Annotated in this window: 23 protein-coding genes; 11 read left to right on the forward strand and 12 right to left on the reverse strand. The window is 73.2% G+C overall.

Annotated elements, in window-relative coordinates; genetic code table 11:
* Window positions 1-2: 2 nt before the first annotated feature.
* The 6 genes from ACIPPM_RS11325 to ACIPPM_RS11350 are packed head-to-tail and all read left to right on the forward strand — an operon-like array spanning window position 3 to window position 6650.
* Window positions 3-1304: an O-antigen ligase family protein gene (locus ACIPPM_RS11325; protein ID WP_401445815.1), complete on the forward strand. Its 1302-nt coding sequence runs from the start codon at window positions 3-5 to the stop codon at window positions 1302-1304.
* A complete protein-coding gene (locus tag ACIPPM_RS11330; protein WP_401445818.1) occupies window positions 1301-2959 on the forward strand; it encodes a lipid II flippase MurJ in 1659 nt (552 codons plus the stop codon). Before ACIPPM_RS11325 ends, ACIPPM_RS11330 begins: the two co-directional genes overlap by 4 nt.
* Window positions 2943-3716, forward strand: a complete 774-nt coding sequence (locus ACIPPM_RS11335) for a polysaccharide deacetylase family protein (protein WP_401445820.1) — start codon at window positions 2943-2945, stop codon at window positions 3714-3716. Before ACIPPM_RS11330 ends, ACIPPM_RS11335 begins: the two co-directional genes overlap by 17 nt.
* The gene (locus tag ACIPPM_RS11340; RefSeq protein ID WP_401445822.1) at window positions 3716-4867 is read left to right on the forward strand and encodes a glycosyltransferase; all 1152 of its coding nucleotides are present in this window, start codon (window positions 3716-3718) and stop codon (window positions 4865-4867) included. Before ACIPPM_RS11335 ends, ACIPPM_RS11340 begins: the two co-directional genes overlap by 1 nt.
* The gene (locus tag ACIPPM_RS11345) at window positions 4864-5520 is read left to right on the forward strand and encodes a lipopolysaccharide biosynthesis protein (RefSeq protein ID WP_401445824.1); all 657 of its coding nucleotides are present in this window, start codon (window positions 4864-4866) and stop codon (window positions 5518-5520) included. The genes ACIPPM_RS11340 and ACIPPM_RS11345 overlap by 4 nt, the downstream gene beginning before the upstream one ends.
* A complete protein-coding gene (locus ACIPPM_RS11350) occupies window positions 5517-6650 on the forward strand; it encodes a GNAT family N-acetyltransferase (protein ID WP_401445826.1) in 1134 nt (377 codons plus the stop codon). Before ACIPPM_RS11345 ends, ACIPPM_RS11350 begins: the two co-directional genes overlap by 4 nt.
* Here the strand turns inward: ACIPPM_RS11350 and ACIPPM_RS11355 are convergent.
* The 4 genes from ACIPPM_RS11355 to ACIPPM_RS11370 all read right to left on the reverse strand — a co-directional run bounded on the left by ACIPPM_RS11355 (window position 6647) and on the right by ACIPPM_RS11370 (window position 10393).
* Window positions 6647-7903: a glycoside hydrolase family 26 protein gene (locus tag ACIPPM_RS11355; RefSeq protein WP_401445828.1), complete on the reverse strand. Its 1257-nt coding sequence runs from the start codon at window positions 7901-7903 to the stop codon at window positions 6647-6649. The genes ACIPPM_RS11350 and ACIPPM_RS11355 overlap by 4 nt on opposite strands.
* Before the next feature lie 305 nt (window positions 7904-8208).
* Complete coding sequence (locus ACIPPM_RS11360) at window positions 8209-9360, reverse strand: chaplin family protein (RefSeq protein WP_401445830.1); 1152 nt, start codon at window positions 9358-9360, stop codon at window positions 8209-8211.
* Between the two features lie 123 nt (window positions 9361-9483).
* Window positions 9484-9711 carry a chaplin ChpD gene (chpD, locus tag ACIPPM_RS11365; protein WP_393596957.1) on the reverse strand — a complete coding sequence of 76 codons (228 nt, stop codon included), beginning with the start codon at window positions 9709-9711 and terminating at the stop codon, window positions 9484-9486.
* Between the two features lie 271 nt (window positions 9712-9982).
* The gene (locus ACIPPM_RS11370) at window positions 9983-10393 is read right to left on the reverse strand and encodes a rodlin (RefSeq protein WP_350900293.1); all 411 of its coding nucleotides are present in this window, start codon (window positions 10391-10393) and stop codon (window positions 9983-9985) included.
* 281 nt (window positions 10394-10674) lie between these two features.
* Here ACIPPM_RS11370 and ACIPPM_RS11375 point away from each other — a divergent pair, with 281 nt between their 5' ends.
* The gene (locus tag ACIPPM_RS11375; RefSeq protein ID WP_388993839.1) at window positions 10675-11085 is read left to right on the forward strand and encodes a rodlin; all 411 of its coding nucleotides are present in this window, start codon (window positions 10675-10677) and stop codon (window positions 11083-11085) included.
* Window positions 11086-11309: 224 nt separating this feature from the next.
* Window positions 11310-11717, forward strand: coding sequence for a rodlin (locus tag ACIPPM_RS11380; protein ID WP_131589631.1), 408 nt, complete (start codon window positions 11310-11312; stop codon window positions 11715-11717).
* Window positions 11718-11783: 66 nt separating this feature from the next.
* On the opposite strand, the gene ACIPPM_RS11385 is transcribed toward ACIPPM_RS11380, so the two are convergent.
* The 8 genes from ACIPPM_RS11385 to iolC form a co-directional block, all read right to left on the reverse strand.
* A complete protein-coding gene (locus tag ACIPPM_RS11385; protein WP_401445835.1) occupies window positions 11784-12647 on the reverse strand; it encodes an ABC transporter permease in 864 nt (287 codons plus the stop codon).
* Complete coding sequence (locus tag ACIPPM_RS11390; protein WP_401445837.1) at window positions 12644-15274, reverse strand: CocE/NonD family hydrolase; 2631 nt, start codon at window positions 15272-15274, stop codon at window positions 12644-12646. The genes ACIPPM_RS11385 and ACIPPM_RS11390 overlap by 4 nt, the downstream gene beginning before the upstream one ends.
* Window positions 15275-15393: 119 nt before the next feature.
* The gene (locus tag ACIPPM_RS11395) at window positions 15394-16794 is read right to left on the reverse strand and encodes an APC family permease (protein ID WP_401445839.1); all 1401 of its coding nucleotides are present in this window, start codon (window positions 16792-16794) and stop codon (window positions 15394-15396) included.
* Window positions 16795-17093: 299 nt separating this feature from the next.
* Complete coding sequence (gene mmsA, locus ACIPPM_RS11400) at window positions 17094-18596, reverse strand: CoA-acylating methylmalonate-semialdehyde dehydrogenase (RefSeq protein ID WP_401445841.1); 1503 nt, start codon at window positions 18594-18596, stop codon at window positions 17094-17096.
* A gap of 15 nt (window positions 18597-18611) precedes the next feature.
* Complete coding sequence (gene iolD, locus ACIPPM_RS11405) at window positions 18612-20489, reverse strand: 3D-(3,5/4)-trihydroxycyclohexane-1,2-dione acylhydrolase (decyclizing) (RefSeq protein WP_401445843.1); 1878 nt, start codon at window positions 20487-20489, stop codon at window positions 18612-18614.
* The gene (gene iolB, locus ACIPPM_RS11410; RefSeq protein WP_401445845.1) at window positions 20486-21298 is read right to left on the reverse strand and encodes a 5-deoxy-glucuronate isomerase; all 813 of its coding nucleotides are present in this window, start codon (window positions 21296-21298) and stop codon (window positions 20486-20488) included. Before iolB ends, iolD begins: the two co-directional genes overlap by 4 nt.
* Window positions 21295-22206: a deoxyribose-phosphate aldolase gene (locus ACIPPM_RS11415; protein ID WP_401445848.1), complete on the reverse strand. Its 912-nt coding sequence runs from the start codon at window positions 22204-22206 to the stop codon at window positions 21295-21297. The genes iolB and ACIPPM_RS11415 overlap by 4 nt, the downstream gene beginning before the upstream one ends.
* A gap of 172 nt (window positions 22207-22378) precedes the next feature.
* The gene (gene iolC, locus ACIPPM_RS11420) at window positions 22379-23329 is read right to left on the reverse strand and encodes a 5-dehydro-2-deoxygluconokinase (RefSeq protein WP_401445849.1); all 951 of its coding nucleotides are present in this window, start codon (window positions 23327-23329) and stop codon (window positions 22379-22381) included.
* Window positions 23330-23478: 149 nt separating this feature from the next.
* Between iolC and ACIPPM_RS11425 the strand changes: the two genes are divergently transcribed.
* From ACIPPM_RS11425 to ACIPPM_RS11435, 3 genes are all read left to right on the forward strand, one after another.
* Window positions 23479-24393: a sugar phosphate isomerase/epimerase family protein gene (locus ACIPPM_RS11425; RefSeq protein ID WP_401445851.1), complete on the forward strand. Its 915-nt coding sequence runs from the start codon at window positions 23479-23481 to the stop codon at window positions 24391-24393.
* 304 nt (window positions 24394-24697) lie between these two features.
* On the forward strand, window positions 24698-24898 hold the full coding sequence (locus tag ACIPPM_RS11430) for a MerR family transcriptional regulator (protein WP_350754265.1): 201 nt from the start codon (window positions 24698-24700) through the stop codon (window positions 24896-24898).
* A 231-nt stretch (window positions 24899-25129) separates the two neighbouring features.
* Window positions 25130-25369 carry a heavy-metal-associated domain-containing protein gene (locus ACIPPM_RS11435; RefSeq protein ID WP_031182388.1) on the forward strand — a complete coding sequence of 80 codons (240 nt, stop codon included), beginning with the start codon at window positions 25130-25132 and terminating at the stop codon, window positions 25367-25369.

Raw genomic sequence — 25369 nt, forward strand, 5'->3', positions numbered from 1 at the left:
GGATGAGCCTCGCGCTGCCGCTCGGCCGCCCCCGGCACTGGTCCCCGGTGCTGCCGGTGCTCGCCGTGCTCGTCCTGCTCGCACTGCCCCTCTCCTCCAGTGAGGGGGGCGGCGCGGGCCCGGCCGACGCGGCGTCCGCGCTGGTCGTCGGCGTCTGCCTGGTGCGGCTGCTGCGGGAGCGGGCCCGCCCGCTGTCCGCCAGGTCCGCGCTGGTGCTGGGGCTGCCGGTGGCCGGGGCGGCGCTCGCCGCGATGGGCGCCGCCTCACCGGGCGCCGGGCTGGCCGGACTCGGCCGCTACCTCCAGGTCTTCGTCCTGGTCCCGGCCGCCGTGCTCCTCCTGGTCCGCGACCGCCGCGACTTCCGGCTGCTGGCCTGGGCGCTGGTGGGCCTCGCGCTCTGGCAGGGCGCGGTCGGCGTCGAGCAGTACGTCACCGGGACCGGTGCCTCGTACCAGGGCAGGATGATCCGCGCGGTCGGCACCTTCGGGCCGTACGACGTGATGGGCATGGCCACCGTGGTGGCGTTCGGGCTGCTCTGCGCGGTGGGGCTGGCGCTGGGCCGGGCCTCGGCGCACGAGCGGGCGGTGGCGGCCGGGTGCGCGCTGGCGCTGCTGGTGCCGCTGGCGCTCTCCTTCAGCCGGGGCGCGTGGATCGCCACCGCCGTCACCCTCACCGCGCAACTGCTGCTGGCCGGGGTCCGCCGGGCGCTGAAGGTGGGCGCGGTGGTGGTCGCGGCCGGGGTGGTGCTGGTGGGCGGTCTCGGGGTGGGCACGGCGATGCTCCAGGAGCGGATCGACAGCATCACCAAGGTCGCCGACGCCCCCGACCAGTCGGTCACCGACCGGTACACCATGTGGGCGGCGGCCACCGGCATGTGGCGCGAACACCCGCTGACCGGCGTCGGGTTGAAGGGTTTCCCGGAGTACCGGGACGGCCACGCCTCGCTCGCGCTGTCCTCGGGCAGCGACACCGAGGGCGCGGGCGTCGGCTTCCGTCGGCAGCCGCTGCTCTCCCCGCACAACATGTACCTGCTGGTCCTCGCCGAGCAGGGCCTGATCGGGCTGCTGTGCCTGGCGGGCGGGTGGCTGGCGATGCTGGTGCTCGGGCTGCGCGGCCTGCGGACCGCCCACCGTACGGGCCGGGGCCTGGACTGCGCGCTGATCGGCTGCGGCCTGCTGCTGTGGCAGCTCGTCGACTTCGTGTACGCCGACATCGGCGGCCCCTCCACCGTGCTGACGGCGGTGTGCCTGGGCCTGGTGGCGTGGTGGGCGCTGGTCGGCGCGGACTTGGAGGGCGCGCGATGACGCTGACGCCCGTACCGGAGCCGGGGACGACGACCCGGCAGCCTCCGCCGCCCGAGCCCGAACACGCCCCGGTGACACGGCGGTTCCTCGCCCGCGCCGCCCTGCTCACCGCCTCCCTGTCCGCCGCGGGTGCCCTGCTGGGGCTGGTCCGGGACCAGTCGCTGGCCACGCTGTTCGGGGCCGGGCGGGACACGGACGCGTTCCTGGTGGCCTGGACGGTGCCCGAGTTCGCGGCCACCCTGCTGATCGAGGACGGGCTCGCCTTCGCGCTGATCCCGGCGTTCAGCATGGCGCTGGCCCGCCGCGCCCAGGGCGCTCCGGGTGATCCGGTACGGGCCCTGGTCAAGGGGACGCTGCCCCGGCTGACGCTGGCCTTCACCGTGGTGGGCGCGGTGCTCGCGCTCGGGGCGCCCCAGCTCGTGCAGGTCCTCGCGCCCGGGCTGCCCGACCCGTCCCTGGCGGTGGACTGCACCCGGCTCACCGCGACCTGTGTGCTCACCTTCGGGCTCGCCGGGTACTTCAGCGCGGCCCTGCGCGCGCACCGGCGCTTCCTGGCACCGGCCGCGATCTACGTCGCGTACAACACGGGCATCGTCGCGGCGATGTTCGCGCTCGGCGGGGTCTGGGGGGTGCGGTCGGCGGCGTTCGGGGTCGCGGCGGGCGGGGTGCTGATGGTCCTCACCCAACTGCCCTTCCTGGTGGGCCGGTTACGAAGCCGTCAGGGCGCGGAGCCGACACCGGAACTCCCCTCCGCCAAGCCGCACTCGGTGGACCTGCCGCTGATGGCGACCGTGCTGCTGTTCGCGCTGTGCCGACAGTCGCAGGTGCTGATCGAGCGGTTCCTCGCCTCCAGTCTGCCGTCCGGGTCCATCTCGCACCTGAACTACGCCCAGAAGATCGCGCAGATCCCCATGACGATGTCGATGATGCTGTGCACGATCACCTTCCCGGTGGTCGCGCGGGCGCTCGCCGAGGGCGACACCGAGCGGGCCCGGGTCCGGGTGGAGCGGGACCTCGCGGTCGCCTCCGGCCTGGTGCTGCTGGGCACCGCGACGGTCGTGGCCTGCGCCCCGCAGATCGTGCAACTCCTCTTCCAGCGCGGCGCGTTCACCGCTCAGGACACGGCGGCGACGGCGAGCGTGATGCGCGTGTACGCCGTCGGCCTGCTCGGCCAGACACTCACCGGTGTCCTGGTCCGCTCGTACTTCTCGGCGGGCCGCCCCACCTGGTACCCGCTCGGTGCCATGACCACCGGCGTGCTCGCCACCTGCGCCATCGGCACGGCCACCGTCGGCACCTGGGGCGTGACCGGGATCGCCGCCGCCAACGCCACCGGCATCACCCTCACCGCCGCCCTGCTGCTCTCCGGGATGCGCGGCCCCCGGCACGGCAGGCGACGCGGGGTGCCGATCCGCACCCGGCACGTGCTGCGCGAGCTGAGCCGCCCGGCCGGTGCCGCGCTCGGGGCCGCCCTGGCCGGGGCGTGGGCGGCGAGCCTGCCCGCGGGGCCGCTCGCGGGGCTCGCCGCCGGTGGCCTGACCGTCGTCACCGTCTTCGTCCTGCTCGGCTGGGCCCTGGGCGCCCAGGGCTTCGCACCCGCCCTCCGTTCCGTACGCACCCACACCCGAAGGCTCGCCCATGCCGTCTTCCGTTGAGTCCGCGCCCGTCCTCAGCACCGGCTCCCCCCGGCCGGGCGGAGGAGGCCCCGTCCCGTGGATCGCCATGTACCACTCGGTCGGCGACTGCTCCGACGACCCCTACCGCGTCACGATCACCCCGGCCCGGCTGGAGCGCCAGCTGCGCTGGCTGCGCGGGCGGGGGCTGCGGGGGGTGTCGGTCGGCGAGTTGCTGGCCGCCCGCGCGCGGGGCGCCGGGCGCGGTCTGGTCGGCCTCACCTTCGACGACGGGTACGCCGACTTCGTCACCGACGCCCTCGCGCTGCTGGCCCGCTGGGAGTGCACGGCCACCCTGTTCGCGCTGCCCGGCAGACTCGGCGGGGAGAACACCTGGGACCCGCTCGGCCCGCGCAAACCCCTGCTGACCGCCGACGCCGTCCGCGAGGCCCACCGGGCCGGGATGGAGATCGGCTCCCACGGCCTGACCCACGTCGACCTCACCCACGCCGACGACTCCACCCTGCGCGCCGAGATCACCGACAGCCGCGCCCGGCTGACCGAGCTGACCGGCGCCCCGGTCGAGGGCTTCTGCTATCCGTACGGCACGGTCGACCGGCGCGTCGTCGACGCGGTACGGGACGCCGGGTACGGCTACGCCTGCGCCATCGACCCCGGCGAGCTGAGCGGCCCGCACGCGCTGCCCCGCGTCCATGTCGGGCAGAACGACAACGCCCTGCGGTTGTTCCTGAAGTACCGGCTGCACCGGCTGCGCCGCCGTCCCGTGGCGGGGCTGTGATGCGGGCGCTGCACATCATCACCGGCCTCGGGGTCGGCGGCGCCGAGCAGCAACTCCGGCTTCTGCTGCGGCATCTGCCCGTCGAGTGCGACGTGGTCACGCTGACCAACCCCGGCCCGGTGGCCGCCGGGCTGCGGGCCGACGGGGTGCGGGTGGCCGACCTCGCCATGGGCGGCAACCGGGACCTGGCCGCACTGCCCCGGCTGGCCCGGCTGATCCGGCGCGGCCGCTACGACCTGGTCCACACGCATCTCTACCGGGCCTGTCTGTACGGCCGGTTGGCGGCCAGGCTCGCCGGAGTACGCGCGGTCGTCGCCACCGAACACTCGCTGGGCGACTCCCAGATGGAGGGCCGTCCGCTCAACTCCGGTGTACGCGCGCTGTATCTGGCCGGGGAACGCCTGGGCCGCTCGACCGTCGCCGTCTCCCCCACGGTCGCCGCCCGCCTGACCCGCTGGGGCGTACCGGAGCCGCGCATCACTGTCGTCCCCAACGGCATCGACCTGGAACCCTTCCGCTTCGCCTCGGAGCGACGGATGCGCGTCCGCGCCCAACTCGGCATCCCGGACGACGCGTTCGTGATCGGCGGCATCGGACGGCTCACCCCCGGCAAGCGCTTCGACGTCTTGATCCAGGCCCTCACTCAACTACCGGCCGATTGCCGTCTGTTGCTGGTAGGAGGTGGCCCCGAAGAGGGTGCGCTGCGCCGCGCCGCCGCCGGGCTCTCCGACCGGGTGGTGTTCACCGGCGAGGTCCCCGGCCTCCCCGACGGCTCGCTGGGCCCCGACCTGCCCGCGCTGACCTCCGCGATGGACGTGCTCGCCGCCCCCTCCCCGGAGGAAGCGTTCGGGCTGGCCGTCGTCGAGGCGCTCGCGGCCGGGCTCCCGGTGCGTTACGCCTCCTGCCCGGCCGTGGCGGACCTGCCGCCCGAAGCCGCCCCCCACGCCGTGCGGGTGAGCGGGGGCGCCGACGCGTACGCCGCCGCGCTCGCGGAGGTCCGCGCCGCCGGACCCGGCCCGCGCACCGTCCCGGAGGCGGCCCGCCACTACTGCATCACCCGCAGCGCCGCCCGGCTGATGGACGTCTACGCGGCGGCCCTCACCCGTACGGTCCCCTCGCCCCGACACCCTCACGGAGGCAGCCCCTCATGACCGAGAATCCCACCCGGCGCCGCCGCACCGGCCGTCTGCCGGGCGCCCGTTCCCTGCCGCCCTGGTCGCTGGTGGCCGCCGGGGTCGTCGCGGGCGGGCTGATCGGCGGCGGCTACGGCCTGCTCAAGGCCCCCGCGTACACCGCGACCAGCTATGTCATCGCCGTACCCGCCGAACGCTCCGACACCTCCACCGCGCTCGGCTTCGCCCAGGCGTACGGCCGGGTCGCCACCCAGCCCGTGGTGCTCGCCGAGGCGCAGGAGCGGGCCGGGGTGCCGGTGGGCACCCTGGCGAAGAGCGTGCGCACGGCCACCTCGCCGGACGCCCCGATGGTCGCCGTCTCCGCGACCTCCGCCGAGCCCGCGCGGGCAGCCGCCATGGCCAACGCGGTCGCCGCCGCGCTCACCCGGCAGGCCGACGCGAGCAAGAAGGCCACCCACGTCGAGCTGCTGCAGTTCTCCCGCGCGGTCCGGCCCGTCGAACCGTCCTCCGCGTCCGCCGGGGTGACCACGCTGGTCGGCGCGGGCGCGGGCGGACTGCTCGGCGGGCTCGCGCTGCTGGTCCGGCCGGGGCGCAGGGAGGAACCCGGGACCGCGCTCCCGGCCCCGCTGCCCGGCCCGGCCTTCGCCGCCGACGTCCACAGCCGGCTGTGACGGCGACGTACGCGGCGCGCCCCGCCTCCTTCGCGCGTCCCGCGCTCATCACCCAACTCCTCACCGACGAGATGGCGTTCGCCGCACTCGCCCCGGCCTGGGGCCGCCTGCACCGGCGGTGCGCCACGGCCACGCCGTTCCAGAGCCACGCCTGGCTGCACTCCTGGTGGCAGTCGTACGGCAGGCCCGGCAAGCTCCGCGTGCTGCTGGTCCGCTCGGGCCGCGACCTGCTCGCCGCCGCCCCCCTGACCCTCACCCGGCACCCGCTGCCCGCCCTGGTCCCGCTGGGCGGCACGGTCTCCGACTACGGCGACGTCCTGCTCGACGACGCCGACGACGGCCGCGCCCTCACCGCCCTCACCGACGCCCTGTGGACGGCCGCCCGCACCGCCCTGATCGACCTGCGCGAGGTACGCCCCGGCGGCGCGGCGGAGCGCGTATACGACCGCTGGCCCGGCCCGCGCCGACGGCTGCCGGACTCGCTGTGCTTGGAGCTGCCCCCGGTGTCGATGGACGAGCTGCTCACCCGGCTGCCGTCCGGCAAGGCCCAGCGGGTGCGGGCCAAGCTGCGCAAGCTGACCGCGCTCGGGGTGGCCCGGCGCACGGCCGGTCCCGGTGAGGCGGAGGCCGCGGTGGCCCGGCTGCTGGAGCTGCACCGGCTCCAGTGGCAGGGGCGGAAGGTGACGCCCGAGCATCTGCGGCCCCGCTTCCAGGAGCACCTGGTGCGCGCGGTGGAGCCGATGGTGCGCGCCGGGGACGCGGTCGTCACCGAGTTCCGCATCGGCGAGGAGGTCGTCGCCGTCGACCTGACCCTGCTCTCCCCCAGCCTCGCGGGCGGCTACCTCTACGGCGCCCATCCCTCGCTGCGCGAACGCAAGGCGGACGTGGCCGTGATGCTGCTGGACGCCTGCGCGGCCCACACCGCGGCGGGCGCCCACGGCACGCTCAGCCTGATGCGCGGCGACGAACCGTACAAGCACCACTGGCGCCCCGACCCGGCCCCCAGCAACCGCCTGCTGCTGGCCCGCCGCCGTACCGCGCCACTGCTGTCGGCGGCCCTGTCCGACGCGGCGGCCCGACGGCACGGCAAGGCGGCACTGACCCGCCTCGGCGAGCGGCGCCCCGGCTAGCGGACACCCGGCAGCCGGTCGAACCGGAGACAGACCCGGCCCCCGGCCCAGAACTCCACCCAGTCCCCCAGCGCCAGGTCCGAGCAGTCGGCGGGTGTCTTCTCCCCGGACGACGGGCTGGGGGTGGGGGTGGGGGTGGGGGTCGGGGTGACCGGGGCCGCGGGGGTCGGCGTGGGCGTCGGCGTCACCGTGGGGGTCGGCGTCGGCGTGGCCAGCCCCGTGCGCCCGTACAGCGTCGTCCGGTACACCTTCGCCGCCCTCGGGTTCGTCGGGCACTGCCACACACCGTGCGGGCAGTAGTCGGTGAGGGTGTTGTACAGCGGCCGGTGTTCGTCCATCCAGGCGAGCATCCGCCGCATGTACTCGGGGTTGTCGCCGTTGCGGAACAGCCCCCACTCCGGGTACGAGATCGGCTTGCCGTGCGCCTTGGCGAAGTCGACCTGCGCCTGGAGGCCGTAGGGCTCGGCGATCTGCTCGTCGAAGGGCATCCCGGTCGGCTGGTCGTAGGAGTCCATGCCGATGATGTCGACGGTGCCGTCACCGGGGTAGCACTCGGTCCACGGCACGGCGTCCCGTCCCCTGCTCGGCGTGAAGTCGAAGCGGAACCTCTGCCCCGGCACCGCGCGCATGGTGGCGACGATCCGGTTCCAGTACGCCTTCCACGCCTCGGGGTCGGGCCCGCAGCGGTGGGTGTAGGTGATGCCGTTCATCTCCCAGCCGAGGACGAGCACCGTGTCCGGCACCCCGAGCTCGACCAGCTTCTCTGCGAGCGTGCGGAAGTGCTGGTCGAACTGTCCGGCGGCGGCCTGCTTCAGCAGCAGCCGTACCTGGGCGTCGGAGAGGTGCTCCTCGTTGCGCTCCTGCATCGGCACGTTGAGGACGAGGGTGCGGTCGGCCTTCTCGCGCCGCCAGTGCGCCCACGGTTCCAGGAAACCGGGTGAGCCCTCGATGTCCCGCCACTGTCCGCCGGGCAGATAGGTGTGCCCGACCTTCAGCTGAGCCCCGCCCAGCCAGCTGCCGAGGGCGGGAATCCGGGCGATCCCGAGCGGGCCGGAGTCGAGGAACGCCCCGAAGTCGGGGCCCCGGTTGACGGGCGGGGGCGCCGGGGTCGCGGTCGGCGCGGGCGTCGGTTCCGGGGCCGTCCGGTGCGGTCCGGCCGCGACGCCCGGACCGGCCAGGACGACCGACACGGTGATCGCCGCGGCGAGGAGGGACAGCCGTCCTCGCCGGGTCCTGCGCCACTGTGGAGCCATCTCGGCCCCCTCCCTCCGCCCGGCCCTGCCCTCGCGCCCTGTGCGACGCCTGTACTGACACCCAGTCACACGTACGGGGTGCTCGCCAGCGCGGTTACGGCCGACGGGTGGCCACGGCCCCCGCCCGGGTGAACGGCGAAGGCCCCGCCGGAGTTATCCGTGCGGGGCCGCCCGGCTGGCCGCTCCCGAGCCGTCGGCGTGGCGAGCCACCGGACCGGACACGGCCGGAAAGGATGCGTACGGCGCCGTGGCGGTACGGCGCCGTCACCTCTGGGTGCCGGGCGCTCGGGTCCGGCACCCGGTGGTCAGCGGTGCCGGGACATGGTGCGGCCGCGCCGGAACAGCAGGACACCGGCCGCGATCAACACGGCACCGGCGCCCGAAGTCGCCCACAGCATCGGCGCGTTGTTACCGGTGTGCGGAAGGGTGGGCGGAGTGGTGTGCCCACCCGGAGGAGGCGTGGTGTGCCCGCCCGGAGGGGGCGTGGTGTGCCCGCCGGGAGGCGGTGTCGTGTGGCCTCCGGGCGGGGGCGTGGTGTGCCCACCGGGAGGAGGCGTGCTCTCCTCACCGCCGTACGGAGGAGGCGTGGACTCGTTGCCCCCGTAAGGAGGCGGAGTGGACTCCTCACCGCCGTACGGAGGCGGCGTGGACTCGTTGCCCCCGTAGGGCGGAGGGGTGGTCTCCTCGCCGCCGTAGGGGGGAGGAGACGTTTCTGCACCGCCATAGGGAGGCGGAGTCGTTTCCTCGCCGCCGTAGGGCGGGGGCGTCGTCTCGTCGTCGCCGTACGAGGGCGGACGGGTGGTCTCCTCGTCGTGGCCGTACGACGGCGGCGGGGTCGTCTCGTCGTCGTCGCCGTACGACGGGGGCGGTGTCGTCTCGTCGTCGTCGCCGTACGACGGCGGAGAGGTCGTCTCCTCGTCGTCGCCGTACGAGGCGGGCGCCGTGGTCGTCGGGGCGCTCGGCTCGTCGTGGCCGTAGGACGGCGGCGGGGTGGTCTCGTCGTCGTCGCCGTACGAGGCGGGCGCCGTGGTCGTCGGGGCGCTCGGCTCGTCGTGGCCGTAGGACGGCGGCGGGGTGGTCTCGTCGTCGTCGCCGTACGAGGCGGGCGGCTTGGTCTGCTCGGCGCCGTACGCGGGCGGGGTCTTGACCGGGGTGCTCGGCTCGTCGTCGTCACCGTAGGACGACGGCGCGGTGGTGCGGGGCGCCTTGGGGAGGGCGTCCTTGACGCAGGCGTTGCCGACGGCCGGGTTCAGCGCGGCCGTCACATCGACGGAGTGCCCGCAGATGTTGACCGGGACGTGGACCGGCACCCGGAGGGTGTTGCCGGACAACGCGCCGGGAGAGCCCTGTGCGGCTCCGTGCGCTCCCGAATCGGCGAGCGCCTGACTGACGTACAAGGACAGCACACCTGTCGCGGCGGCGGCCACGACGATGCCCTTGCTCAGGGTCTGTCGCAATCTCGTGGTCTTTCTGCTCGTAGAAGAAGGGAAGGCCGGCCCCGGAACGCAGATTCAAAGTGGATCAACGGTCCGGGGCCGGCCTGAACGCAGCCTTGGGGCTGGTGTGTTGCGTTATGCGCGTCAGTCGTTGACGCAGGCGTTGCCGAACGCCGGGTTGAGCAGGGCGATCACGTTGACGGAGTTACCGCAAACGTTGACGGGGATGTGGATCGGGACCTGGATCACGTTGCCGGACAGCACACCCGGCGAACCGACCGCGGCACCCTCGGCACCGGCGTCGGCGAAGGCGGGAGCCGCCCCACCCAGAGCCAGGATGGCGCCGGCGATGACAGCAGCGCTCTTCTTCATGGTCTTTCCCTTCTCTGCGGTCATGCCCTGTGACGGCCGAAACCGAGCGAGCACAGCTTGAACGGCTCGCACCATGACCGGCAGGTTGTAGAACGAGGAATAGACGGCGGAAGAAACTATGGAACGCGCGTCGCCTGTCAATTCACTCGAACGCCCCTAGGGAATTGACAGGTCGGAGCAACGCGAGAGCCTCGGAAAAGGCCAACGAAAACCGCCCGGACAGCACGGTCTTCCCGTGCCGCCGGGCGGTTTCCCGGTGCTTGAGCGTGCGTCAGTTGTTGGCGACGCCGTTGCCCGCGAGGACGGAGACGTCGTCGACGAGGTGCGACAGCGGCTCGTCGTTCTTCGCCTGGGTGGAGTTCTCGGCGCACTGCTGGTTCTGCGGCGAGGACAGGACGGGGATGTCCTGGACACCGACGTTGACCAGGGCCAGCACCGACTGGACGTTCGCCTTGACCGGCAGGCCGACGCAGAGCTTGTTCAGGGAGCTCTGCACGAGCGTGGCCTGCGGGCTGAGGTCGCCGTTGGTGACGTTGTTGCCGAACGCCTCCGTGGCGCCGTTGCCGCTGAACGACGTGGTGCCCGTGTCGTTGCCGATGGCAAGCGCCTGAGGGGCCGCCGCCGCCGACACGCCCACGAAGGACGCGGCGACCGCCGCCGCGGCCATTGCCTTCTTCAGCATTTCGCTTTCCTTTCCTGGCTGTTCGCCAGACGCTTTCCTGGCTGGTCGCCAGACGTTCGTTCCTGCGGAGACATCAACCGGGAGGGCGCCGATTGGTTGCGGTAAGTCACCCGATCGGATCTTTTCGGGTGCACGGAGGAGACGGAATTCCCCTGAGGGCGCGCGGCCGATTTCCCGCGCGCCCCGTCGGCCATCCGGGTGAACGGCAGCAACCCCTCCCCCGGCCCGGCAGTTGAGCCGGGCACTCCGATGGACGGGGTTTCTCCAGAAGGGAATCGCAAGTGATCAAGAAGGTTCTGGCCGTCGCCGCGGTCGCCGCGTCCGTTGCCGGCGTCTCCGCCGCCGCCGCGTCGCCGGCCCTGGCCATCGGCAACGACACCGGCACGACGTCGTTCAGCGGCAACGGCGCCTCCCAGGCGTTCGGCAACTCCGCGACGTACGGCAACATGAGCCCGCAGATGGCGCTCATCCAGGGTTCGCTGAACAAGCCCTGCATCGGCCTGCCCGCGAAGGTCAACGCGCAGTCCCTGGTGGGTCTGCTCAACGTCGGCGTGCAGGACATCCCGATCCTGTCCTCGCCGCAGAACCAGCAGTGCGTCGAGAACTCCACCCAGGCCAAGGGCGACGAGCCGCTCTCCCACATCCTGGACGACATCTCCGCGCTGTCCGGCAACGGCGCCGCCAACAACTGAGCCTCCGCACGCTCTCGGGTCCCGCGCGGGACCCGGCCCTCCGGGCCGCCGACACGACCGGCGGCCCGTCGGTGTTTCCAGGGGCGGGTGCGACAAGGGGGGCGTTTGTGAACTTATCGGAATGCGCTACCCCGATAGGGTCAAAGACCGCAACCCCGGCGGCCGTCGACCCGTTGACGATCACGCAGCTCCTCCCCGGAGTCCGCCTTTCGAAGGGAACCAACATGAAGAAGCTGTGGGCAACCGCGGCCGTCGCCGCCTCCGTCGCCGGTCTCGCGGGCGCGGCCGCCCCGCAGGCCCTGGCCATCGGTGACGACCACGGCACCACGTCGTTCAGCGGCAACGGCGCCTCGCAGTCGTTCGGCAACTCGGCCACCTACGGCAACATGAGCCCGCAGCTGGCTCTGGTCCAGGGTTCGCTGAACAAGCCCTGCATCGGCCTGCCGGCGAAGCTCAACGCCCAGTCCCTGGTGGCCCTGGTCAACGTCGGCATCCAGGACATCCCCGTCCTGTCCTCGCCGCAGAACCAGCAGTGCGTCGAGAACTCCACCCAGGCCAAGGGCGACGAGCCGCTGTCGCACATCCTGGACGACATCTCCGCGCTGTCCGGCAACGGTGCCGGCAACGGCTGATCGAGCCCTCGCAGCGGCGGCCCACCGGTTCCGACCGGTGGGCCGCCGCCGTGTTTCCGGGCGCTGTCAGGACACGATGTCCTTGCGGGCGAAGCCGCGGAAGGCCAGGGCGAAGAGGATCAGGGCGTAGGTGACCGAGACCGAGGTGCCCTGGGCCATGCCCGCCCACTCGGCGTTCGGCTGGAGGATGTCGGCCCAGGCGAACTGCCAGTGCGCGGGCAGGAAGTCCCGCCAGTCGCCGAGGGCCGTCACGGCGTCCAGGACGTTGCCGACGATGGTCAGCCCGACCGCGCCGCCCACCGCGCCGAGCGGGGCGTCCGTCCGGGTGGAGAGCCAGAACGCGAGCCCGGCCGTGACCAGTTGTGAGACGAAGAGGTACAGCACGACCACGGCCAGCCGCCCGACCGCCGTCCCCGCCTCCACCGCCCCGCCGGTCGGCACCAGCAGCGGACCCCAGCCGTACGCGGCCGTGCCCACCGCCAGCGCCACCACGGGCAGCAGGATCATCGCGGCCAGGCTCATCCCCAGCCCCACCACCAGCTTGGACCAGAGCAGCCGGGCCCTGGGCACCGGTGCCGCCAGCAGATAGCGCAGCGAGGACCAGCCCGCCTCGGAGGCGACGGTGTCCCCGCAGAACAGGGCGACCGGGATGACCAGCAGGAAGCCCGCCGAGACGAAGAGGCTGACGGCGGCGAAGTTGGCGCCGGACGCGGTGGCCGTGTCCATCAGGGTGATCCGGCGTCCCCGTCCGGCCGGGTCGCCGCCGATCGCGAACGCGGCCAGCAGGATCAGCGGCAGCGCGGCCAGGATCGCGCCCATGACGAGGGTGCGGCGCCGCCCGAGCTGGCGGACGAGTTCCACGCGTACGGGCAGGGTGCGGGAGGCGCGGTAGCCGGGTGCCGTCGCCGCGGTCTCGGTGAGCGTGCTCACGCGGAGCCTCCGATCAGGGTGAGGAAGGCGTCCTCCAGACGCCGGTGCGGGCCGACGGAGAGCACGGGCACCTCCAGCCGGACCAGGTCCACGACGAGTTCGCCCGCGGTGCCGCCGGGTTCGAGGCGGATCAGGAGCCCGTCCTCGGCGCGGACGGCGGAGGCGACGCCGGGCAGCGCGGCCACCTTCTCCACGACCGGCTCGGCGACCGGGGTGCCGGTGCCGACGAGCAGGGTGTCGCCGGAGCCGACGATCTCCCGGACCGCGCCCGCCTGGACCAGCCGTCCCCGGTCCATGACGACCAGGTGGGTGCAGGACTGCTCGACCTCGGCGAGCAGGTGGCTGGAGACGATGACGGTGCGTCCGGCGGCCGCGTAGCGGATCAGCACCTCGCGCATCTCGCGGATCTGCGGCGGGTCCAGGCCGTTGGTGGGCTCGTCCAGGATCAGCAGGTCGGGCAGGCCCAGCATGGCCTGGGCGATGGCCAGGCGCTGGCGCATGCCCTGGGAGTAGGTGCGGACCGCGCGGGCCAGGGCGTCGCCGAGTCCGGCGATCTCCAGGGCCTCGTCCAGGTGGGCGTCCTCGGGCGGGCGGCCGGTGGCCCGCCAGTACAGCTCGAGGTTCTCCCGGCCGGTGAGGTGGGGCAGGAATCCGGCGCCCTCCACGAAGGCGCCGACGCGGGAGAGGACGGGGGCGCCGGGGCGGATGGCGTGGCCGAAGACGCGGATCTCGCCGCCGTCGGGCCGGATCAGGCCCATCAGCATGCGCAGGGTGGTGGTCTTGCCCGCGCCGTTGGGTCCGAGCAGGCCGAGCACCTGGCCCTTCTCGACGCGGAAGGAGAGGTCGCGTACGGCGTACCGGTCGGCGGAGCGGGCGTAGCGCTTGCTCAAGTCGCTGATGACCAGCGGGACTTCGGCCAGCTCGGGGTCGGGGGCGGGGGCGCTCGTGCGGCGGCGGGTGGTGAGGAGGAGGGCGAGGGCGGCCACCGCCCCCGCGAGGGGGAGCCACCAGACCCAGGAGGGCAGCGGGGTGGCCGCGGTGGTGACGGCGGGGGCCGTGGGCACGCTCAGCGGGCCCTTGAGGGAGACCGTGTAGGTCGCGGGGGCGTTCGGGGAGGCGTAGCCGAGGTCGGTGGAGGCGAGGACCAGACGGAGCCGGTGGCCCTGCTGCACCTCGTGGTCGACGGGCGGCAGGGTGACGGTGACGTCCTTGCCGGACTTGGCGCCGGTGATCCGGAGCGGGGTGACGAGCTGGCCGGGGAGCACCTGGCCGCCGCTCGGGCCGACGTCGTAGAGCTTGGCGAAGAGGACGGCGTCGTCGCTGGTGGACGTGATGTGGACGCGGGCGGTCGGGGTGCCGGTGACGCGGAGGGCGGTGCGCTGGGGGCGCGCGTCGAACTTGGCGTACTGGCCGGGGAAGTCGAGGGAGACGCCGGTGCCGAGGGCGGAGAGCTGGGCGAGGCCGCCGCCGCCGAGGCCGGGCAGGGCGGAGACGGCGGGCGGGCTGGCGCCTGCCGGGTTGGCGATGCGCTGCTCGCGGCCGGTGAGGGCGATGGTGCGGAGGTCGCCGCGCAGGCCGGGGTACGTGCTCGCGGTGGCGCCCCGGCTGCGGGTGCTGCCGTCGGTGGAGTCGACGCCTCCGGTGCGGGTGATCCGGAAGGCGGGGCCGGTGCCGACGGAGGCGCCCTTGAGGTAGTGGTCGAACCAGTCCCGCATCCGCCCCTGGACCCGGTCGGTCTCCAGGTCTCCACCGTCGTGGCCGCCCGCGATCCAGTCGACGTTGACGGGCGCGCCGTTGGCCTTGATCGCGCGCTCGGCGGCATCGGACTGGGCGAGGGTGAACAGGGAGTCGGTCTGGCCCTGGAAGAGCAGGGTGGGGACCTTGATCCGGTCGGCGACGGCGGACGGTGAGCGTTGCCGGAGCAGGGCGCGGGCGTCGGCGTCGGGGATGCCGGACTGGGCGACGCGCTGGTACATCTGGCACAGCGCGGGCTCGAACTGACCGCAGCCGCCGCCGGAGTTGAAGAAGACGCCGGTCCACAGCTTCTTGAAGACGCCGTTCGGGAAGAGGGCGTCGGCGAGGTCCCAGTAGGTCACGGCGGGCGCGATGGCGTCGACGCGCGGGTCGTGTCCGGCGGCCAGCAGGGAGATCGCGCCGCCGTAGGAGCCGCCCGCCATGCCCACGCGCGGGTCGCCGGGCTTGTCGAGGCGGACCTCGGGCCGCTCGGCCAGCCAGTCGATGAGGCGAGAGACGTCGGTGACCTCGTGCGCCGGGTCGTTGAGCCCGATCTTGCCCGTCGAGTGGCCGAATCCGCGCGCGGACCAGGTGAGTACGGCGTACCCGTGTCCGGCGAGGTCCTCGGCCTGGGCGCGCAGGTCCTGCTTGCTGCCGCCGAAGCCGTGGGCGAGGAGGACGGCCGGTCGGCGGCCGCCGCCTCCGGAGGTGAAGTAGGAGGTGTCCACGCGGGTGCCGTCCGCCATGGTGAGGACCTGGTCGGCGCGGTGCGGGCGGGGCGTGTCGGAGGCGGTCGCCGTCCAGGTGCCGGTGGCGGCGAGCAGGACGGCGGCCCCCAGCGCGGCGGCGGCCCGCCGGGGCCTCTTCAGCAGCCGGGACACTCGATGATCCATGTCCCAACGGTACGGGCCGCCTTGCCCGCCGGACGGCGCCGCCGGGCTGAACCCCCGCCCCTCCTTCGGGCGTACGGGTCCGGCCGGGTGTACTGCGGGCGCGGTAGGGGCCGCTCCGGTCAGGCTTCGGTGTCGTCGGGGAGCGAGACCAGCCAGTGGGTGTCGCGGCGGGGGCGCAGGTACAGCGCCCAGTAGAGGGTGGCGACGGCGGTGATGCCGCCCGTCCACAGCAGGTAAGCGGGGTCCTGCTGGACGAGGACGTAGCCGAGGACGGCGATGAGCAGGACGGGCACGGCGGGCCACAGCGGCATCCGCCAGGCGGGGAGGTGCCGGTGGCTGTCGCGGCGGCCCCGCAGGGCGGCGATGGCGACGAGCAGGTACATGCCGGTGACGGAGACCCCGGTGACGCCGTAGAGGGTGTCCAGGTCGACGAAGCAGAACAGCGCGCCGGGGACGCCGACGGCGAGGGTGGCGACCCAGGGCGAGCCGAAGCGGCCGAGCCGGGACAGCAGGGTGTTGACCGGGGTGGGCCATGCCTTGTCGCGGGCGGAGGCGAACAGGACGCGGGAGTTCTGGATGACCATCACGATGCCCGCGTTGACGATGGCGAGGGCGACGCAGAGGCTGACGAACGTACCGACGGCCGTGTTGGACCAGGCCGTCACCATGGCGCTGAGGTCGCCGCCGGTCAGTTCGCCCAGGTCGGTGGCGCCCATGGTGATGGCGGCGACCGGCACCAGGATGATCACGGTGGAGATGGCAAGGGTGGCGAGCACGGTACGGGCCACGTCGCGGCGCGGGTGCTCCAGTTCCTCGGAGAGGTAGACGGCGGTCGAGAAGCCCTGGGTGACGAAGAGGGCGATGGCGAGACCGGAGACGACCAGCAGCGCGGTCACGGGGTCGGTGCCACCGTGGGCTCCCGCCACCTCCATGGAGACCAGGCTGCCGACGCCCCGGTGGGCGTGGGAGAAGCCGAGCACCGCGACGACGGCCGCCGCGATCACCTCCAGGACCAGGAAGACGCCGGTGATCCAGGCGTTGGCGCGCAGGTCGAGCAGTCCGGCGAGGGTGGCGAGCAGCATGACGCCCGCGCCGGTGAGCGCGGGGTCCAGGTGGACGAGGGGGGCGAGGTAGTCGGCGGTGCCCATGGCGATGACGGGCGGCACGATCATCACGACCAGCAGGGACAGCACGAACACCAGCCAGCCCGTGAGCCGTCCGGCGAGGGTGGAGACCATGGCGTACTCGCCGCCCGCGCTGGGGATGAGGGTGCCCAGCTCGGCGTAGCAGAAGGCCACGGCGATACAGAGCAGGGAGCCGATGGCGATGGTGAGGGCGGTCGCGGTGCCGAGGGTGCCGAAGAGGTCGGGGACGACCACGAAGAGGGTGGAGGCGGGCGTCACGCAGGAGAGGGTCAGCAGGGTGCCGCCGACGACGCCGATGGACCGCTTGAGTTTGTGCCTCCCGTCGCCGGTCTCTTCGGCGGTGGCTGGCTCGGCGGGGCGGAGCGTGTCGGTCATGCGGCGTCCGATCGACTCGTGTGGTGAGGATTCGGGCGGGAGCGGTATCGCCTCCGGCGGCTCGCTGTGTGTCGTACGTCTCGCTCCCGGCGCTGCATCGAACACCGACGAAAACCACCACGTCAATGGCTGCCTACCTACGAAATCCGCATCCCTGACGGCCCGTTGGCGACCGAAACAGCAGCATCTCGCAGGCGTCCGCGCCCTTGTCGGCCGTACGGGAACCGCAGGCGGTGGCCGAAAAAAGACCGGGCCCCGAGGCAGCGGGTGCTGGCTCGGGGCCGGGATGCGCGCGCGGGTCAGTGGTTGCGCGGGAAGCCCAGGTCGACTCCGGCGGGGGCGTCGGAGGGGTCGGGCCAGCGGGTGGTGACGACCTTGCCGCGGGTGTAGAAGTGCGTCCCGTCGTTGCCGTAGATGTGGTGGTCCCCGAAGAGGGAGTCCTTCCAGCCGCCGAAGGAGTGGTAGCCGACCGGGACCGGGATGGGGACGTTGACGCCGACCATGCCTGCCTCGATCTCCAGCTGGAAGCGGCGGGCGGCGCCTCCGTCGCGGGTGAAGATCGCGGTGCCGTTGCCGTAGGGGGAGGCGTTGATGAGGGCGACGCCGTCCTCGTAGGTGTCGACGCGCAGCACGGACAGCACCGGGCCGAAGATCTCGTCCTGGTACGCCTTGGCGCTGACCGGCACCCTGTCGAGCAGGGAGATGCCGATCCAGTGGCCGTTCTCGTGGCCGTCCACGGTGTAGCCGGTGCCGTCGAGCACCACCTCGGCGCCCTCGTCGGCGGCGCCGGAGACGTAGGACGCCACCTTGTCCCGGTGGACCTTGGTGATCAGCGGGCCCATCTCCGAGGTGGGGTCGGTGCCGGGGCCGATCTTGATCTTCTCGGCGCGCTCGCGGATCTTCTGCACCAGCTCGTCGCCGATGGAGCCGACCGCGACGACCGCCGAGATGGCCATGCAGCGTTCGCCCGCCGAGCCGTAGGCGGCGGACACGGCGGCGTCGGCGGCCGCGTCGAGGTCGGCGTCGGGGAGGACCAGCATGTGGTTCTTGGCGCCGCCGAGGGCCTGGACGCGCTTGCCGTGGGCGGAGGCGGTGGTGTGGATGTAGCGGGCGATCGGGGTGGAGCCGACGAAGGACACCGCCTGCACGTCCGGGTGCTCCAGCAGCCGGTCGACGGCCACCTTGTCGCCGTGCACGACGTTGAAGACGCCGTCCGGCAGCCCGGCCTCGGCCAGCAGTTCCGCCAGCTTGAGAGCGGCCGACGGGTCCTTCTCCGACGGCTTCAGCACGAAGGTGTTGCCGCACGCGATGGCGAGGGGGAACATCCACATCGGCACCATCGCCGGGAAGTTGAACGGGGTGATGCCCGCGACCACGCCGAGCGGCTGCCGGAGCGCGGCCACGTCGACGCCGGTGGCGACCTGGGTGGACAGCTCGCCCTTGAGCTGGACGCTGATCCCGCAGGCCAGGTCCACGATCTCCAGGCCGCGCGCGACCTCGCCGAGGGCGTCGGAGTGCACCTTGCCGTGCTCGGCGGTGATCAGCGCGGCGATGTCGTCGCGGTGCTGGTCCAGCAGGGCGCGGAACTTGAAGAGGACCGTGGTGCGCTGGGCCAGCGACGACTGTCCCCAGGTGGCGAAGGCGTCCTTGGCGGCGGCGACCGCCGCGTCCACCTCCTCGACGGAGGCGAAGGCGACCTTGGTGGTGACCTCGCCGGTCGCCGGGTCGGTGACCGGGCCGTACGAGCCCGACGCGCCCTCGGCGGTCTTGCCGCCGATCCAGTGGTTGACGATCTTCGTCATGTCCTCGGGCTCCTTCTACAGATGGCGGCGGCGGGCCGGCAGGTGCCGTTCGTACAGCTCGCGTGCCTTGACCGCGGACGGTCGGGTCGCGGTCTCGGCCACAGGAACATCCCACCAGGCCGCGGCCGGGGGCGCGCCCGACACACTGTCGGACGTTTCGGTCTCCACGTAGACACAAGTGGGAGTGTCGGCGGCGCGGGCCTCGGCGAGGGCGGTCCGCAGCTCGGCGACGGTCCGGGCACGCAGCACCCGCATGCCGAGGCTGGCCGCGTTGGCGGCGAGGTCGACCGGGAGCGGCGGCCCGGTGAGGGTGCCGTCCTCGGCGGGGTACCGGTAGGCGGTGCCGAAGCGCTCGGCGCCGACCGACTCGGACAGCCCGCCGATGGACGCGTACCCGTGGTTCTGGAGGAGCACCATCTTGACCGCGACGCCCTCCTGGACGGCGGTGACGATCTCGGTCGGCATCATCAGATAGGTGCCGTCGCCGACCAGCGCCCAGACGTGCCGCTCGGGCGCGGCGAGCTTCACGCCGAGGGCGGCGGGGATCTCGTAGCCCATGCAGGAGTAGCCGTACTCCAGGTGGTACTGGTCGCGGGCGCGGGTCCGCCAGAGTTTGTGCAGGTCGCCGGGGAGGGACCCGGCGGCGTTGACGATGATGTCGCGCTCGTCCACCAGGGCGTCCAGCGCGCCGATCACCTGGGCCTGGGTCGGCACCGCGTCCGGGTCGTCGGCGGCGAAGCAGGTGTCCACACGGCGCTCCCAGTCCGCCTTGGCCGGCGTGTACGCGGCGAGGTACTCCTCCGGCACCCGGTGCTCGTGCATCCCCAGTGCCTCGGTCAGCTCACCGAGGCCGCTGCGGGCGTCGGCGATCAGCGGCAGCCCGGCCATCTTGTGGCCGTCGAAGGGCGCGATGTTGAGGTTGAGGAAGCGGACGCCGGGGCCTTCGAAGAGGGTGCCGGAGGCGGTGGTGAAGTCGGTGTAGCGGGTGCCGATCCCGATCACCAGGTCGGCGGTGCGGGCGAGTTGGTCGGCGGTGTCGGTGCCGGTGTGGCCGATGCCGCCCACGTCCTGGGGATGGTCGTACGGCAGCGAGCCCTTGCCCGCCTGGGTGGCGGCGACCGGGATGCCGGTGGCGGCGGCGAACTCCGCGAGCGCGTCCTCGGCGCGGCTGTGGTGGACCCCGCCGCCCGCGACGACGAGGGGACGCCGGGCCGCCCTGATCTCCCGTACCGCTTCGGCGAGTTCGGCCGGGTCGGCGCCGGGTCGGCGCACGGTCCACACCCGGTCGGTGAAGAACTCCTCGGGCCAGTCGTACGCCTCCGCCTGCACGTCCTGCGGGAGGGCGAGGGTGACGGCGCCGGTGTCCACCGGGTCGGTGAGCACCCGCATGGCCGCCAGCGCGCTCGGGATCAGGGCCTCGGGGCGTGTGATCCGGTCGAAGTACCGGGACACCGGGCGCAGGGTGTCGTTCACCGACACGTCGCCCGCGTAGGGGAGTTCGAGCTGCTGGAGGACGGGGTCGGCGGGTCGGGTGGCGAAGACGTCGCCGGGGAGCAGCAGGACGGGGAGGTGGTTGACGGTGGCGAGGGCGGCGCCGGTGACGAGGTTGGTGGCGCCGGGGCCGATGGAGGTGGTCACCGCGTGGGTGGAGAGGCGGTTGGACTGGCGGGCGTAGCCGACGGCCGCGTGCACCATCGCCTGCTCGTTGCGGCCCTGGTGGTAGGGCATCGAGTCCCGGTGTTCCAGCAGTGCTTGGCCGATCCCGGCGACGTTGCCGTGACCGAAGATCCCCCAGGTGGCGCCGATGAGCCGCTGCCGTACGCCGTCGCGTTCGGTGTGCTGGGCGGCGAGGAAGCGGACGAGCGCCTGCGCGACCGTGAGCCGGATGGTCACCGGTAACCCCCTGTGTGGTCGGGGTGGAAGCTGATCCGCCATTCCCGGTCGGCGCCGGGTCCGGCCATCACGTTCAGGTAGTACATGGCGTGCCCGGGCTGGGCGATCGACGGGCCGTGCCAGCCGTTGGGGACCAGCACCGCGTCACCCGTGCGGACCTCGGCGAGCAGGTCGGCGCCGCCGGGGCGGGAGGGGAAGACGCGCTGGTAGCCGAGGCCGCCGTCCTCGATCTCGAAGTAGTAGATCTCCTCCAGCTCCGTCTCCTCCCCCGGCCGGTGCTCGTCGTGCTTGTGCGGCGGGTAGGACGACCAGTTGCCGCCGGGGGTGATGACCTCCACGGCGATGAGCCGGTCGCAGTCGAAGGTGTCGGCGGCGGCGAAGTTGCGCACCTGGCGGGCGCAGGTGCCGCTGCCGCGTTCTTCGACGGGGACCTCCGGCGCGGGGCCGTAGCGGGCGGGGAGTCGTCGCTCGCACTTCGCTCCTGCCAGGGCGAAGCGGCCTCCCGCGCCGGAGGCGATCTGGACCCGGCTGTCGCGGGGGGCGTACGCGAAGTCGGAGACTGCCGCGAACACGTTCTCCCGGCCCCGGATCTGAAACTCGTTCTCGTCAATTTGTACGGTACATGCACCTTGCAGGGGGAGCACGATCCATTCGGCGTCGCCGGTGTCGAAGGTATGGCTGCCGCCCGCTTCCAACGCCACGACGCGCAGACGCGTGTGCGCCCAACCCTCTTGACCTGGCCCGATGTCGAGCGCGTACGGGCCGCTCGCGGCCTCGCCGTGCGGGAGGTGGAGTCGGGTGCCGGTCATGCGGGCCCTTCCAGCAGTCCTGCGGCGGTGTCCACGGCGGCGGCCACGTCGCCGTCCGCCGGGTACAGCAGTGTGCGGCCGACCACCAGGCCGCGCACGGTGGGCAGTCGCAGCGCGCCGCGCCACTTCTCGTACGCGGCGGTCTGCTCCTGGGGCGAGCCGCCCGCCTCGCCGCCGAGCAGCACGGCGGGCAGCGTGGTGGTCGCCATGACGTCGGCCATGTCGTCCGGGTTCTCCGTGACGGGCACCTTCAACCAGGTGTAGGCGGACGTGCCGCCGAGTCCGGAGGCGATGGCGAGGGAGGTGGTGACGGCCTCGGCGGACAGATCGTTGCGCAGCCGTCCGTCCGGGCCGCGTCGGCTGAGGAACGGCTCGACGAACACCGGGAGTCGGCGTTCCGCCATGGCGTCGACGGCGCGGGCGGCAGCCTCCAGCGTGGTCAGCGAGCCGGGGTCGGTGTGGTCGATGCGCAGCAGCAGCTTGCCCGCGTCGAAGCGGCGGCGCTGGATGTCCTCGGGGCGGTGTCCGGTGAAGCGGTCGTCCAGTTCGAAGCGGGCGCCCTGGAGGCCGCCCCGGTTCATCGAGCCGAGGACGACCTTGCCGTCCAGGGCGCCGAGCAGCAGCAGGTCGTCGAGGATGTCGGCGGTGGCCAGCACCCCGTCGACGCCGGGCCGGGACAGCGCCAGGCACAGCCGGTCCAGCAGGTCGGCGCGGTTGGCCATGGCGAGAGGGCGGCCGCCCGCGCCGAGCGCCCCGCGCGCCGGATGGTCGGCGGCGACGATCAGCAGCCGCTCGCTCGGCCCGAGCAGCGGGCGCCGCACCCGGCGCGCGGCGGCCTCGGCGATCGCCTCGGGGTGCCGGGTGCGGAGGTGGACGAGGGCGGCGACATCGACCCGGGCGGTACTCATCGCGGGGCTCCAGCGGTGGCATCGGCGGGGTGGGGGCCGCACGCGCCCCGGGCCCCGGCGGCGGCACGGGCTCCAGTGGCGGCACCGGCTCCAGCGGCGGCCCTCGCCTCGTCGTCGGCAGCGTCTCCGCCGGGAATTCCCCTCGCGGTCGTCGCCCCCGCCCGGCCGGGGCTCATCGCACCGCTCCGGCGGCCAGCGCGGCCGACACCTCGTCCGGGGTCGGCATCGCCGACGAGCACTCCAGCCGGGAGGCCACGATGGCCCCGGCCGCGTTGGCGTGCCGCATGACCGTCTCCAGGTCCCACCCGGCCAGCAGACCGTGGCAGAGCGAGCCGCCGAACGCGTCGCCCGCGCCGAGGCCGTTGAGGACGGTGACGGGCAGCGGGGGCACCTCCGCGCTCTCGCCTTCGCGGTGGACGGCGAGGACGCCCTTGGGGCCCTGCTTCACCACCGCCAGCTCCACCCCGGCGGCCAGCAGCGCGCGGGCGGCGGCGTGCGGGTCGCGGGTGCCGGTGGCGATCTCCACCTCGTCCACGTTGCCGACGGCGACGGTGGCGTGCCGCAGGGCCTCGGCGTAGAAGGGGCGGGCGGCGTCCGGGTCGCTCCAGAACATGGGCCGCCAGTCCAGGTCGAACACGGTGATGCCGGACCGGGCGCGGTGGGTGAGGGCGTCGAGGGTGGCGGTGCGGCTGGGCTCCTCGCTCAGGCCGGTGCCGGTGACCCAGAAGACGCGGGCCGCGCGGATCGCTTCGAGGTCGAGTTCGCCGGGGTGGATCTCCAGGTCGGGGGCCTTGGGCAGCCGGTAGAAGTAGAGCGGGAAGTCGTCCGGCGGGAAGACCTCGCAGAAGGTGACCGGGGTGGGCAGTCCGGGGACGGGGGTGACCCAGCGGTCGTCCACGCCGAAGCCGCGCAGGGCCTCATGGAGGTACGTACCGAACGGATCGTCACCGGTACGGGTGATGACGGCGGTTCCGAGACCGAGCCGGGCGGCGGCGACGGCGACATTGGTGGCGGAGCCGCCGAGGAACTTGCCGAAGGACGACACCCGGTCGAGCGGGACACCGGTCTGGAGGGGGTAGAGGTCCACCCCGATACGTCCCATGGTGATCAGGTCGTACGCCATCGACTCCCCTTCAGCAGTTCGTCAGGACTACCCCCGGCGGGACTCTCCCCCGGCTTTCTAGTCCGGTCCGGTGAGCCCTGTCAACGTTTTGTCCAGACATTCGGACCAGCTATTGACACGCTTTCCGGGCGGCCCGCACGCTGGCGGCCATGACGTCGATGCCGTCCTCCCCGCTGTCCCGCGTCCGTATCGGGTCGGCGCCCGATTCCTGGGGTGTCTGGTTCCCGGACGACCCCGCCCAGGTCCCGTGGCGGCGCTTCCTCGACGAGGTGGCCGAGTCCGGTTACGAGTGGATCGAGCTGGGCCCCTACGGGTATCTGCCCACCGACCCCGAGGTGCTCGCCGAGGAGACCGCCCGGCGTGGCCTGAAGGTGTCGGCCGGGACCGTCTTCACCGGGCTGCACCACGGCCCGGCGGTGTGGGAGAGGACCTGGGAGCACGTCTCCGCCATCGCGGAGCTGACGCGGGCGACGGGCGCCCGGCATCTGGTCGTCATCCCCTCCTTCTGGCGGGACGACCGCACGGGCGCGGTGCTGGAGCCCGCCGAACTGACCCCGGCCCAGTGGCGCGACCTGACCGCGCAGACCGAACGGCTGGGCCACGAGGTGCGCGAGCGGTACGGCCTGACGATCGTCGTCCACCCGCACGCCGACACCCACATCGACACCGAGGCGAACGTCACCCGCTTCCTCGACGCCACCGACCCCGACCTGGTCTCCCTCTGTCTGGACACCGGGCACTACGCCTACTGCGGCGGCGACAGCGTCGAGCTGATCGAGACCTACGGCGAGCGGCTCGGCTACCTCCATCTGAAGCAGGTCGACCCGGAGATCCTGGCTCGGGTACGGGCGGACGGCACCCCGTTCGGCCCGGCGGTCGCGCGGGGCGTGATGTGCGAACCGCCCGCCGGGGTACCCGCCCTGGGCCCGGTCCTGGAGGCGGCGGCGAAGCTGGACACCGACCTCTTCGCCATCGTCGAGCAGGACATGTACCCCTGCGAGCCGGACCGCCCGCTGCCGATCGCCCGCCGCACCCGCGCGTTCCTGAAGTCGTGCGGCGTATGAACGTACCGCCGCGCCGATAAGCGCACCGCGCGCGGGCGCGCACGACGGCCGGACCCGTACGGGTCAACCCGCCACGCCCGGCGTACGCCCGCTTCTTCTGCTGTGGTTGTGTCACGAACGCGCCCCTCCTGTCACATATGTCGCGCGTACGCGGGTTCTCCGTCACACCCGGCCCACAGCCGCTTGCTCGTGGTCACTCTGCGTCGTTGACCGGGCACAGGCTTGGTGATCACCAGCACAGCGCCCGGCTCCCCCGACGGCCGTTCCCCGGCCGCCGCCGCGGCGCGCGCAGGAGGTGCGACGCATGACCGACCGCAGGCTCTGGTCCTACAAGGAGATCGCGGCACACATCCGGGTACAGCCGGACACCGTTCGGTCCTACCGGAAACACGGCCTGCTGCCACCGCCCGACCTCGTGGAGGGCGGCAAGCCCTACTGGTACGCCGACACCGTGCGCGCCTGGGTCGCCTCCCGGCCCGGCAACCGGGGCCGCAGAGACGGCTGATGCCCGCGCCGACCGACCCGGAACGCCCGTACGCCTCCCCTCGGGGACGGTGTGCGGGCGTTCGTCGTACTGCGACAAAGCGGGCGTATACATAGGGTGCCGGTGAATCCACCCCGGTTCGGCACCCCCCTTGGGGAATACCCCCTAGGGGTATAGTGTTCGAACAGTGAGGGTCCCCCGAGGACACCCCGGTGCGACCCCGCACGACCCCCGCACGACGAGGAGAACGACATGAGCGCCCAGACCGACACCCCCGGCTCCGTCACCGCCGTCTACCAGGTGAGCGGCATGAGCTGCGGCCACTGCGAGGGCTCCGTCTCCGCCGAGATCTCCGAGATCCCCGGCGTCAGCTCGGTGAAGGCCGTCGCCTCCAGCGGCGAGGTCACCGTCGTCTCGGCGGCCCCGCTCGACGAGGAGGCCGTGCGCGCCGCCGTCGACGAGGCGGGCTTCGAGCTGACCGGCCGGGCCTGA

It is taken from the genome of Streptomyces sp. NPDC090119, assembly GCF_044747085.1.
In the GTDB taxonomy this organism is placed as follows: Bacteria; Actinomycetota; Actinomycetes; order Streptomycetales; family Streptomycetaceae; genus Streptomyces.

What these genes read in the sequence shown, in the direction of transcription:
- ACIPPM_RS11325 (WP_401445815.1), top strand. Translation starts at nt 3, where the DNA reads ATGAGCCTCGCGCTGCCGCTCGGCCGCCCCCGGCACTGGTCCCCGGTG.
- ACIPPM_RS11330 (WP_401445818.1), top strand. Translation starts at nt 1,301, where the DNA reads ATGACGCTGACGCCCGTACCGGAGCCGGGGACGACGACCCGGCAGCCT.
- ACIPPM_RS11335 (WP_401445820.1), top strand. Translation starts at nt 2,943, where the DNA reads ATGCCGTCTTCCGTTGAGTCCGCGCCCGTCCTCAGCACCGGCTCCCCC.
- ACIPPM_RS11340 (WP_401445822.1), top strand. Translation starts at nt 3,716, where the DNA reads ATGCGGGCGCTGCACATCATCACCGGCCTCGGGGTCGGCGGCGCCGAG.
- ACIPPM_RS11345 (WP_401445824.1), top strand. Translation starts at nt 4,864, where the DNA reads ATGACCGAGAATCCCACCCGGCGCCGCCGCACCGGCCGTCTGCCGGGC.
- ACIPPM_RS11355 (WP_401445828.1), bottom strand. Translation starts at nt 7,903, where the DNA reads ATGGCTCCACAGTGGCGCAGGACCCGGCGAGGACGGCTGTCCCTCCTC.
- chpD (WP_393596957.1), bottom strand. Translation starts at nt 9,711, where the DNA reads ATGAAGAAGAGCGCTGCTGTCATCGCCGGCGCCATCCTGGCTCTGGGT.
- ACIPPM_RS11370 (WP_350900293.1), bottom strand. Translation starts at nt 10,393, where the DNA reads ATGCTGAAGAAGGCAATGGCCGCGGCGGCGGTCGCCGCGTCCTTCGTG.
- ACIPPM_RS11380 (WP_131589631.1), top strand. Translation starts at nt 11,310, where the DNA reads ATGAAGAAGCTGTGGGCAACCGCGGCCGTCGCCGCCTCCGTCGCCGGT.
- ACIPPM_RS11390 (WP_401445837.1), bottom strand. Translation starts at nt 15,274, where the DNA reads ATGGATCATCGAGTGTCCCGGCTGCTGAAGAGGCCCCGGCGGGCCGCC.
- ACIPPM_RS11395 (WP_401445839.1), bottom strand. Translation starts at nt 16,794, where the DNA reads ATGACCGACACGCTCCGCCCCGCCGAGCCAGCCACCGCCGAAGAGACC.
- mmsA (WP_401445841.1), bottom strand. Translation starts at nt 18,596, where the DNA reads ATGACGAAGATCGTCAACCACTGGATCGGCGGCAAGACCGCCGAGGGC.
- iolB (WP_401445845.1), bottom strand. Translation starts at nt 21,298, where the DNA reads ATGACCGGCACCCGACTCCACCTCCCGCACGGCGAGGCCGCGAGCGGC.
- ACIPPM_RS11415 (WP_401445848.1), bottom strand. Translation starts at nt 22,206, where the DNA reads ATGAGTACCGCCCGGGTCGATGTCGCCGCCCTCGTCCACCTCCGCACC.
- iolC (WP_401445849.1), bottom strand. Translation starts at nt 23,329, where the DNA reads ATGGCGTACGACCTGATCACCATGGGACGTATCGGGGTGGACCTCTAC.
- ACIPPM_RS11425 (WP_401445851.1), top strand. Translation starts at nt 23,479, where the DNA reads ATGACGTCGATGCCGTCCTCCCCGCTGTCCCGCGTCCGTATCGGGTCG.
- ACIPPM_RS11430 (WP_350754265.1), top strand. Translation starts at nt 24,698, where the DNA reads ATGACCGACCGCAGGCTCTGGTCCTACAAGGAGATCGCGGCACACATC.
- ACIPPM_RS11435 (WP_031182388.1), top strand. Translation starts at nt 25,130, where the DNA reads ATGAGCGCCCAGACCGACACCCCCGGCTCCGTCACCGCCGTCTACCAG.